At 68.2% G+C, this 10,851-nt stretch carries 8 protein-coding genes and 1 riboswitch; of the genes, 2 read left to right on the forward strand and 6 right to left on the reverse strand.

Going from position 1 to position 10,851, the window contains the following annotated elements:
* Nucleotides 1-446: 446 nt before the first annotated feature.
* The 6 genes from cas2 to cas7u form a co-directional block, all read right to left on the reverse strand.
* Entirely contained in the window at nt 447-740 is a 294-nt protein-coding gene (cas2, locus tag VAE46_RS12320; protein WP_322797236.1) for a CRISPR-associated endonuclease Cas2, read from the reverse strand.
* Between the two features lie 11 nt (nt 741-751).
* Nucleotides 752-2,425, reverse strand: a complete 1,674-nt coding sequence (gene cas1, locus VAE46_RS12325) for a CRISPR-associated endonuclease Cas1 (protein WP_322797237.1) — start codon at nt 2,423-2,425, stop codon at nt 752-754.
* A 71-nt stretch (nt 2,426-2,496) separates the two neighbouring features.
* Nucleotides 2,497-3,201, reverse strand: a complete 705-nt coding sequence (locus VAE46_RS12330; RefSeq protein ID WP_322797238.1) for a hypothetical protein — start codon at nt 3,199-3,201, stop codon at nt 2,497-2,499.
* A gap of 289 nt (nt 3,202-3,490) precedes the next feature.
* A complete protein-coding gene (gene cas3u / locus VAE46_RS12335; protein WP_322797239.1) occupies nt 3,491-6,487 on the reverse strand; it encodes a type I-U CRISPR-associated helicase/endonuclease Cas3 in 2,997 nt (998 codons plus the stop codon).
* 9 nt (nt 6,488-6,496) lie between these two features.
* Nucleotides 6,497-7,966, reverse strand: a complete 1,470-nt coding sequence (csb2, locus tag VAE46_RS12340; protein ID WP_322797240.1) for a type I-U CRISPR-associated protein Csb2 — start codon at nt 7,964-7,966, stop codon at nt 6,497-6,499.
* A gap of 3 nt (nt 7,967-7,969) precedes the next feature.
* A complete protein-coding gene (cas7u, locus tag VAE46_RS12345; protein WP_322797241.1) occupies nt 7,970-9,205 on the reverse strand; it encodes a type I-U CRISPR-associated RAMP protein Csb1/Cas7u in 1,236 nt (411 codons plus the stop codon).
* A 254-nt stretch (nt 9,206-9,459) separates the two neighbouring features.
* Nucleotides 9,460-9,564: riboswitch (guanidine-I (ykkC/yxkD leader) on the forward strand.
* Nucleotides 9,565-9,626: 62 nt separating this feature from the next.
* On the opposite strand from cas7u, the gene VAE46_RS12350 reads away from it, so the two are divergent.
* Together VAE46_RS12350 and VAE46_RS12355 are read left to right on the forward strand one after the other, a co-directional pair.
* Nucleotides 9,627-10,631: an ABC transporter substrate-binding protein gene (locus tag VAE46_RS12350; protein ID WP_322797242.1), complete on the forward strand. Its 1,005-nt coding sequence runs from the start codon at nt 9,627-9,629 to the stop codon at nt 10,629-10,631.
* Nucleotides 10,628-10,851, forward strand: a 224-nt coding sequence (locus tag VAE46_RS12355; protein WP_322797243.1) for a hypothetical protein, incomplete at its 3' end; no start/stop codon positions are given. The genes VAE46_RS12350 and VAE46_RS12355, both read left to right, overlap by 4 nt.

A 10,851-nucleotide genomic window follows, 5' to 3' on the forward strand; every position in this document is an offset into this window, starting at 1 on the left:
CCTCAATGAAGCCACCATCTTTCGATGGTGGAAACTTCTGAGCGGTAGAGTGGCAGCTCATCCATGTCGAACGCCCTCAATGAAGCCACCATCTTTCGATGGTGGAAACCATCCGGGACGGTCTGGATCCTGACCTATCAGCTGACCATCCCTCAATGAAGCCACCATCTTTCGATGGTGGAAACTGCTCGCCTCCACACCGCCCCCGCAGCCCGGATCGCGAAGCTAAAATCCGCCCCCTGGTGCCTCCCGGCGCCGCCGTTGCGAGCGGTCCCACGGCAACCGGGCCGAGAACCCCTCCAAGTGGTGCCAGTGTGCCGCCCGGCAGAGCCGCTGGCATGCGGCACAGGTTCGCCACTGCCCCTGGTAAGGTGCGCGCCCGCCTTCGAGCGCTCTGAGTCTATACCCTCCGTCAAGGAACCGCTCGCGCGCCCCGGCTCCCGGCGCTAGTAAATCGCTGGCCCCTCCCGGGGCAGAGCGGGCGTCCGACCGAGGACCTCCGGGACGACTTCCCGGCTCGTCGATGGAACCCCCAGGTCGAAGATGGCCACGCTGTCCTTCTCCGGCACGATGAGCTCCAGGAGCCGCCGCCGCATGCGAATCAGCTCCGGCTTCGAAAGATCGCAAAGGTACACCGAATACTGAAGCCGAACGCCCCAGCCCACCATCTCCCGGTAGACATCCCGCAGCCGGCGGTCGTCCGCGATGTCATAGGCGACAAGGTACCGGCGACGCTGCATGGTTCACCTTCTCACCGGGTCGCGAACCCCTCATAGGCTGGAAGTTCGCCCAGCAGGCAGGCTCCGAGGAACCGCAGCTGCAGGTCGAGCAGCCTCCGGTAGCTCAGGCGGTAGCCGAACCGGGGGTGTCGGACTTCCTGCTCCAGCCTCCGTTCATACACCCGCAGAAACACCCGCCGCCCTTCGTCCGTCAGCGCCCAGCCGGTACCCTGCTTGCGAAGGTGTGCCGGCGTGATCTCGCCGTTGTTCAGGGCGGTGATCACCACCGAATCGCCAATCAGGGGGCGAAATTCCTCCGCCATATCCAGTGCAAGCCCCGGTCGGCCGAACCGATCCCGGTGATAGAACCCGCAATACGGATCGAAGCCGACAGCCTGCGCCTGCACGGCGACGTCCTTGACCAGCAGGCTGTAAGCGAACGAGAGGAGCGCGTTGACGGGATCGCGCGGCGGCCGACGGTTGCGGCCGCGAAACAGGTCGGTCGCATCAAAGGGAAGGTCCCGCCGAAGCATCGCGGCGAACGCCTGGAAGTAGATGCGGCCGGCATACCCCTCGATGCCCCGCAGCGCATCGATATCCCCTGCCCTGCCCGCGCGGTCGATCGCGTCCCGGAGCGCCTCCAGTGCGCGCCCAACTTCCCAGCGCGCGTTCCGGCGAAGCAGGGTGCGCTGGTTGCGAATCTTCGCCCTGACCACAGCCTTCGCCAGCTCGAGGGCTTGCTTGGGAGGCAGAGCGAACTGCCGGCGCCGCAATTCCACATGTTTGCCCAGCAGCCCCGAAGTCATCCCGAGGAAGCGTCCCCCGCGGGTGAGCCACAGAATCGGCGATTCCTGCGCGAGCAGGGCGTGAATCGCAGCCGTGCTCACCCACACCTGGCCGAATGCGGCCACGTGACTGATATCGATCGCCCGCAGGCGTGTTGGTGCTCCCTCCCGCGGCTGAACAACGAAGTGGTTGTCCTCTTTTCGGAGCTGGGTCCCGCCTCCCACCAGGTACAGCGGTCGTGCTGCCCGCTCCCGGGTAATCAGCGTTCGCGGCCGGGCCGAGCGCCGGTGAAGCAGGAGGTTCAGCTCATCCGGGAGGCACTGGTCAACCAGCACGCAGGACGGGCACTTCGGGCTGTCGATGAGCGGCGGAGGAGCCGTTGGCGAGGCCGCTGTCTCGCGGGCTGCGGCAATGGCCTCCCGAACCTCTCGCTCGAGCTCCTTCGTCAGCGCCACCTGCACCCGTTGGTTGGCCTCGGCGAAATAGACGACACCCTCCCTGCAGTCGTAGCCGGCTTCCCGGAGAAGCAGCCCCTGGATGCCGAGCTGGATGCGCTCAGGGTCCCAAACACCTCCCTTCACGGGGGCCGGCCGCCCGCGCTTGTAGTCAACCGGCCTGGCGGCGTTGCCCTCGAACTCCACCAGGTCCAGCTTCGCAACGACGCCGAGCTCCCCCGAGCTCAGCAGCATCCCGCGCACAACGGTCCGTCCCGCCCCCTCTGGCCCCGGCGCGATACCGGTCGGTACGTCGACGTTGCGATGGATGTCGCTACCATCCGCGGTGTACGCATTCTCCGCCCAAAGGCCGCGAACCCATTCCAGGTAGAACAGCCGCGGACAGTACACAAACTCATTGACCATCCGCGCAGGAAGCAGCTCGCTCTCTCCGCTATCGGCTTCCGCGGAAGAGACAGCGTTCACAGCAGGATCGGAATCACTCACATTTCAGCATTCGACCATAACGAAACCCGGCAGAAGACACGCGACGCCGCTCAGGTCGGCCAGAGAAGCACGCCCGGGCCCAGTGGTCCATCACCCTGGGAGCGCGTCCTCCGGGAGGAACCATACACCGCACTGACCCCAAGCCCGGCGAGTCGGAGTCGGCCGCGGGGCACCCACCGACCACCCCGGGTGCGTTCGAGTTCGAGCGCGGGGTGGGAAATCAGCGTGCGGATGGCGGCTCCGTCGAAGAACGGCCGCCAGAGCGGCCAGATAAGCGACCGCCGCGTGGCTTCGCGCGAGAGCCTCACCTCCTGCCAGCCGGTGCAGCGCAACCGCCCATCATCGGCGAGCGGGAACATGCGGAGGGCCATCATCGCGAGCCAGGTCGCTGAAGGTGCACCGGTGTTCGCCGGCTTCCCGTTCGTGCTGAGCACCCCATCGAGGAGTGCACGGGCATCGAGATTCGCACCCGTGAAGTGGTCCACCCGCGCCCAACCGACAAACGCATCGGCGGGCATGTTCTCCTCCTTGGCAACCCTCACACACGCCTGGTCAAAGTACGAGTCGCGAAACTTCATCTGACCGAACGGGGCGTTGAACGGCGTGAGCCGAACGCGGCCCCCGGGCGTCCCGTCATCCGTCGTGCCCGGCGCCAGCAACGCCACCACCCAGCGGGCGAACCACCGCTTGCCCTGCTGCCAGGCGGAAGCAGCTTCGAGATAGGTCGCGCGAGCCGCCTCGCGCGACATGCGCATCGGGTCGGCTCCCGTTTTGGTGTCTAGGGGGTGTCGGCTGGCGTAAGGGAAATGCCTTGGGACGCCGGGAATCGCAGCGCCGTCATTCACAAGCGACCGGGCGACCTCCTTGAGGGCCCCGGCGAGCTCCTCCACGGACGCGTACGCGTCCGTGCGAAAGACAGCGTGCGGCACCCGGCCCCCGCGCCAGGCCAGTTCCACCGGGGCAATAGCTTTGGCCTCGGCCAGGCTGACCACGCCTACAGCAGCGAGGAAGCCAACCGGGTCATTTCCGCGCAGTGCCGGGGCCTCAATCTCGTACATGGCCATCGCTCTCCATCCCTGAGGTTGCTTCCCCGCCCCCTTCCACGGCCGCCGTCGCCCCTTGTTCTGACGCCCGCATATCGGCCAGCCGCACGATCGCCTCAAGGAAAGCAAGCCCCCACCAGCCGTAGCGTTCATTGAGGCGTTGGAAGACGCCGGGATGGCTCCAGTCGATTTGGAGGGGTTCGCCCGATACGTCCATCCGCACCCCGTCAAACTCGATCGCGACAGGCGGCGGTGCCTGTTCGACAATGGGCGGCAGGAGCGGCCGGGCGTGTCCATGGTGGGCGACCACCAGGTGGTGGATGAGGTCCACATCGAGGCCATCGAAGAGCTCCGGTCGCGCGGTTGCCAGCGCCCGCACCAGGCGCCCGGAGACGGCCTCATGGCGAAATCCCCGCGGGAGCCCGGCCAGCCGGTGGGCCTGCCGGGCAACCTGGTCGCGGGGGTCGCGGCCCGATTTCGCCAGCAGCTCGCCCTCCATCGCTGCAAACGGGTCGCCGTCGTAGAGCGCAGCCTGGAATCGCGGCTCGGCCTTGCCGATATCGTGCAGGCGGCCGGCCAGTTCGACGGCCCTGGCGAGCTCCCCGGGCAGCCCCAGCTTCTCAGCGAAATCCCGCGCGAGTTGTCCCACGGTTTCGCCATGAACCGTGAGGGGTACGCGCGCCCGGGCTGTGAGCGAGGTGCTAAGCGTATCGTCGTCGGTGACCTCGGTTCTCAGGTCGAACCTGCCTGCCCGCAGAGCGAGCCGCACCACCGGCCGCCCCGCCTCCTGGAGCAGCCAGCGGCCGCTTTCCGCGTCACGCTCGGGGAGAAAGATGGTCCAGGTCCCATTGCGAAGCCCCTCCGCGGCCGTGCGGTAGGCTGCAGCGAGCGATTCCGGCACCAGGTCAGCGAACGCCTCGAGGACCCCGGGGAGCGTACCGGCCGGGTCTTCGGGGTCGAATCGCTCCCATGCCGCGTACAGCTGGTCCATCGCCTCCGGCGCGTGCGTGGCGGCGATCGAAGGGGCGAGGCGGAGCGATCGCCCGCGCCGGGTGGGGACCAGGTCTCCCACATCGGCCACAGGGGAAATGGTCCCGGGCTCTGTGCGGCGACCGTTCCAGCCCCAGCGATCGTGTCCGCCCTCCCAGGCGTCGACCACGACCGTGCAGAAGGCCTCAACGTCGTCCGGCGACTGGACCATCCGGGGTGGTTCACCCGGCTCGCCGAGCACCACCGCCCGGGCGACGCTCCGGCCGCCCGCCACGTTCGCCGCCTGCCCGTCGCCGGCCGCCAGCTCAACGTCCGAGTCGACCGTGTCCGCCTCTGCCCCCGCGATGAATGCCTGGGCCTCGCGGAGCGGAACGGCCACCGTCTCCCAGGAAGTCAGTGGCGCGAGGTCGAGCCAGCGCTGCCAGTGCTGGGGCGTTTCGCCTTCGTCCTGGGAACGAGGAATCGCCCGCCAGGCGATGAACACTTGCGGCGGTCCCCCTGCCTGGAACCCGTGGAGGAACGGCGCGACCGCCTGGTCCGGCACGGGTACGGGCGAAGTCTGCGCCCACCGTTCAATGTGTGCCCCAAGCAGAACCGGGACGAACTGCCCTGCGACCTGTGTTCCGGCCGTCGCCATCGTGAGCATGTTCCGGACGCCGGACCACGAGAAGTCCACCGTGTCCCCGGGGCTGGCGACCTGCCGAAGGAGCTCCCAGGTTGCGGACGTCGCGCCGCCATAGATTGGGTCGCCAGCGTGAACTTCGGGGCAGTAGACGATGACCGACGTCGAGCCGTTGGCGTGTCCCATCCGGCGCACCCGCCCAAACCGCTGCACCAGGGACGCGAGCGGCGCGCACTCGGTCACGACCGCATCGAAGTCGAGGTCCGCCCCGACCTCTACCGTCTGGGTCGCTACGAGCACCTGGACATCCGTCGGCCGGGGAGCGTTGCTGGCGAACCGCGCGGAGACCTCGCTCGCCAGCGATTCCCGCTCGAACTCCCGCACGCGGCCGGTGAGGAGCCAGGCTCCTGGCGCTCCCTTGCTGAGAAGCTGCTGGTGCGCGGCCCGGGCCGCCTGCACCGTATTGCACAGCACCGCGTACCTCCCTGCCTCCCGGGCCACATCTCCCAGCAGGGCGCCGAGGCGCGCTCCCAGGTCCCGCAGGCGCGCCGGGCCCTTCCCCCGTGCGGTAACCGTCTCGAGCCGCGCCGGCTTCGAAACCGAAAGCCGTAGCCCCGCAACCCGGGCCGCCGGCGACTGGGCGCTCGTCTCCGAGGCAAGGTCGGCTGTCAGGATCAGTCCCTGGGGAGTCTGGCCCGCCGTGGCGCTCATCAGTGTGACGCGAAGGGGCCGAACGCCGGCGATGCCACCATCCTCCTGCAGTGCCGTCACCCGGCCGAGGGTTTCGGTAAGGGGGGCGCTGATGTGGGCTTCATCGACGATCACCCATGCGTCGGTCCCGCACAGCGCGGCGTCGATCGGCGCCATCGTGGGCGTCACGCCGTACCCGCGGAAGAAGAGCCTCGACCCGAACTGGTCGACAGTGGCCACCACCACTGCAGGCTGGTGGGGAGCCTCGACCCACCGCGCGTCCCAGGTCAGGCCTCCGCGCATGCGAACCACGCTGAGCGGTTCGATATCGGGGCCAACAAACGCGCGAAGAACCCCTGCGGCCTCAGCCACGACACGGCTCGACGGCGGAGGCGATGCCAGAGTTCTCCGGAGGTGGTCGGCGGTCTCGAACGCCCCGTCCACAATGATGCGGCGGTCGACCACGTACAGCAGGCGCAGGGGGAGGCGATTCCCGACGCTCGCTTCCTCGGATAGCTGGCTGGCGAGCGCGTAGGCCCAGGCAAGGATGACTGAGGTCTTGCCCAGCCCGGTGGGCACAGCGATCAGCTTCGGAGTGTGCCCCGAAACAAGCATCCCCGCCAGCCGCTCCTGCCAGGGAAACGGGGCGTTGCCTGTCAGCTCTTCGAAATATGCTGCGAAATCTCCGGACTTCATCACTGGTAACTACACCGCAGAACCGTAAAGGGCTTCCCTGGCCGCCTGTTCGTCCACCGGCACGCACAGCCCGAGGCCGTAGTGGCGCATGGAGCCGAGGATTACCGGTCCCTCGACCGGCGCGGCGAATTCCAGTACAAGATGCCGATACGGCTTGAACCCCTGCGAATGCCCCGGCCTCATGGTTTCGTGTGGCTGCAGGTCGACGGCACCAGGCACGATGGCTGAAAACGGGCGCGTGCTCGAACGCACCGCCGCCGGCTCCGGATATCCTGCGTTGCGCAGCGTGAGGCGAATCAGCTCCGGGATGTCCTGGTGCCGTTTCACGAAGCGGTCGAGCACAGCCGGGTACACGGTGACCCACCACCGCGACGGCCGGGTCCAGCGCGACGACCGCAACGTTAGCGCCGCGCGGAGCTGGTCCACCGGCAAGAGCCGCCGGAGCCCGAATGTTCCCAGCGATGGCGAGCGCAGACCCTGCCGGACGGTGGTTTCAAGCGCCAGCATCAGGTCCCGCAAGTCCTGCCGGTCAAGCTCGGGAACCGCAACCCCGAGTCCCACGATGTGCCCATCCGCGTGCCGGTGGCCCACAAACGGCAGCGCCAGGAAGCTGCACCGGGGGCTCCCCGGCTGACCGTGGCCGTGCACGGCGTCGAGCTGGCGCGTGAGGTTCGCCATCAGCGCCCTGCGAAGAAGGTCGGTAAACCCGACGACGTGGCGCCCGTCGCGGGTCGGCCCCTGCAGCTCGAGGACGATGAGGGTCCGGTACGGGCCGCGGACAGCCTCGCTCGCCTGCCGGGCCTCACCTCTTCGGTAATCCACATACGCCCCAATAGCCCACGGGTCCCCGGGGAGTCCCTCGGCCTTTTGCTCGTAAGCTCGCCGCAAGGCAGTCAGCGACCCCGGGAAGGGCACCCGCATCGACTGGACAGCGTCGAACACGCTCCCGACACCCTGCGCGTCCACGGGAACAGGCAGCAACGATGGCGCTGGCCCGGTAAGCTCACGGGCAACCTCCAGGACAGCCGGGCAGGTCGAGCGTCCAAGGTAGGGAACGCGACGGCACAACCCCTGGAGGAGCTCGAATTGGGTCTCCCCCAAGGGTTCGCCGTCCCAGATATACCAGATTTCCAGGTGGCGGGGAGCAAGCCGGGCCCATCCCCGCGCGTCGTTGGATCGGCCGGGAAGGTTCCCCGCAGCCGAGCCGGCCTTGCGCGCATTGGTTGGCACCCACGCCCGCCGCTCCGACATTAGCTCCGTCGTCTCCGCGAGCGAGGCCGGGTCAGCCGAGATCGCCGGGGGTGGCAGCCGCTCGAGCGTCTCGAGCAGCGCGACCTCCGCGTCGTCGCTGTGCCTCGCCACGGCCACCAGCGCCGAGAACACGCGCATCCAGGATGGCGGCCATTCGGCAACCGCCGGGTCGTCGGGCGAGGCACCCTCGAACGTATCCCGCAGCAGCCGGCAGCAGAGCACCAGCACTGATCAGTCTCCCGCGTCTTCGACGCCGCGCGCCGTCAGTGTCGCCGCGATGACCTCTGCGAGTTGGCCATCACCTTGAGCAGGCGCCCCCACACGTGGGCGCGCCGTCAGTGTCGCCGCGATGACCTCTGCGAGGGCTTTCGACGGCGTCAACACCACGGGTTCGCCCGACCAGGCGATACCGGCGCGTTCGAGACGCCGACGCGCAGCGTGGAACAGCTCCCGTGCACGTTCCCGGTCAAGTTCGAGCGGCTCCGTCCGGCCCCCTCGCTGCACCCATTCGATGTGCTCCGATTCGAGCACGAGGTCGCACCCGGAGCGGAGGTGCAGCCCCGCACCTCCGAAGGCGAGCCGGTCCCCGAGCAGGCCGACGGCCGCCAGCATCGTGCGGCCCGCGCGGTTCACCTCATCGCTGGAGAACGACAGCCGCGCAAGGCCGGTGAGCGAGAGCACCGCCAGGCGGGTGATGCCCCGCACCGCGACTCCGCCGATGCTCTCGTCTGGCTCGCCGGGGACCATCCCGTGGCCGAGTTCACTGAGCTTCTTCTGTGAATCCTTGCTCTTTTTCGAGGTGCCGGCTGGTCTCCAGTCCCGATAGTCAACGGAGTCGTTGCCGGGCAGATTGAGCGGGTCCCCTTTGGTGGCAGCGCGCTTGCCCGGCTGAGGTTCCCAGCCAAGCATCTCGGAGGTGTAGGAGCGCGCGAACTTGAGCGCCATGCGTTTGCCGCGGTGGGAGTCCCAAATGCCATAGACCAGGTCCGTGGGGACGTACTGCAGGAACGGCGTCAGGTCGTCCAGCGTTGCCCGGTCAAGCGCCATGCCCACCGGCGTCTCGTCGAATGGCCGTCCGTCTACCAGCGCGTCAAGAAAGTAAGCATCCCGCGACCGGTGCGGAGCAATCAGACTCGAGATGCTGATGGCATTACCATTGACCGAGTGGTTGAGCACCAGGCGCGGCAGCCCGAGAGCGGCGGCTTCCCTTTCCAATGCTGCTTCGCAGCGGTTGGCCTGGGATTGATAGGAGTCGAGAATCACCACCTCCAGCGGGCTCCCCGCTGACGACCACCGCTTCTCGAAGTGGTAGCGTGTCCCATCGCGCTCCATGTACGTGGGCGGGAAGACCTTCGCGTCGGGGCCCGCCTGTGGCTGGTAGCTGGCACCAATGCGAATGGCTGCATCGTCACTTTCCAGCGTGACAGCGGCAGCCAACCGTTCGTAGAGCTCTTCGACTTCAGACATCCCCTGCTCCCTGTGGTCGCGTGCTGGCCCGGTCGCGGTGTGAGCCGGGCTCGTCCCGGGAGTCTATCCCGACACGAGCCCCAACAGATCACCCCGGGGAAAACACGTCAGCATCTGTCGCGACCCGGCCGGCCAGCGCCAGTCAGCCCCCTCTGCCGCCATCCCTCGCAGCGGCCGCCGCCCCGGCGCCGCCCCACGCCTGTAACCCCAGCTTCATCCGCCTGCAACAGGCCCGTCATCCATGTCGCGGAACCTAACAGTGTCACTAGGGTTCCGCTCCGGAGGGCACCCCGGGGGTCTGGTCCGAGAGTGACACCCCTCATCGGAGGGGCACACGGCGGGAGAAAAGCCCGGGAGGCGTCGCCTACCCGGGCTTTTTGATTTTCGGCCGGCCCCCGGCCGCATCTGCCAGGGAGGAACCATGCCGCTGCGACTCCGCACCTTGCTCGTTGCGCTCATTGCCGCCTCGCTCGCCCTCCTCGCGGTCGCCTGCGGGGGCGATGGCAACGACCGGCCCACCGTGCGCCTTGGCTACAGCGCATGGCCGGGCTGGTTCCCGTGGTATATCGCTGAAGAAGAGGGCCTTTTCGAACAGGCCGGCGCCAACGTCGACCTCGTCTACTTCGAAGGCTACCTCGATTCCATCAACGCCCTCGCCGCCGGCCAGCTCGATGCCAACTCCCAGACCCTGAACGACACCATCGCCTCCGTCGCCGCCGGCTCCGACCAGGTCATCGTCCTCGTCAACGACAACTCCACCGGCAACGACGCCATCATCGTGGCCGAGGGCATCAATTCGGTCGCCGACCTGAAGGGCCGGCGCATCGCCCTCGAGGTCGGCGTGGTCGATCACTACCTCCTGCTCCTCGGCCTCGCCGAGGCCGGGCTCTCCGCCGACGACGTCGGGATCGTCAACCTGGAGACCGGCGCTGCTGCAGCCGCCTTCGCCGCCGGCCAGGTCGATGCCGTCGCCGTCTTCGCCCCGTTCACCACCCAGGCCCTCAGCCGCCCCGGCTCGAAGGTCCTCTTCGATTCCGCCGATTTCCCCGGGGCCATCTCCGACCACCTCGTGGTCTCGCACAAGCTGGTCGAAGAGCACCCTGAGGCAGTCCAGGGGCTCGTCGATGCCTGGTTCCTCACCCTCGAATGGATGGCTGCCAACCCCGACCGGGCGCTCGAGCTGCTCGCCCGCCGCGCCGGCGTCTCCGGGGAGGAGTACCGCGCCTACGAAGCCGGGACCACCATTTTTACCCTCGAGCAGAACCTCGCCGCCTTCCAGCCGGGCAACGACCTCACCAGCCTGCCCTTCGCAGCTGCCCGCATCCAGCAGTTCCTGCTCGAAACCGGCCTCATCGAGAAAGAAGTCGACCTCAGCCGCCTGTTCGATGACCGGTTCGTGCGAGCCCGCGCAGGAGGTGCGGAATGAGCCACGACGCCGTCTCCGTCGCACGCGACGCCGAAGCCCTCGAGTCGGCCATGCCGGTCCGGGTGCAGGCCCGGCGGGCGGCGGTCCGCCCGCGGCCCCTCGGCGGGCGGCGCCAGCGCACGGCGCTGCAGTTTGGGGGGCAGGTCCCCCGGCCGGCGCTGGTCGGCCTGGCTGCGCTGTCATTCGCCCTTCCGTTTGTCCTCTGGACGCTCCTCGCCGC

Origin of the sequence: Tepidiforma sp. (assembly GCF_034433535.1) — a bacterium.
GTDB lineage: Bacteria > Chloroflexota > Dehalococcoidia > Tepidiformales > Tepidiformaceae > Tepidiforma.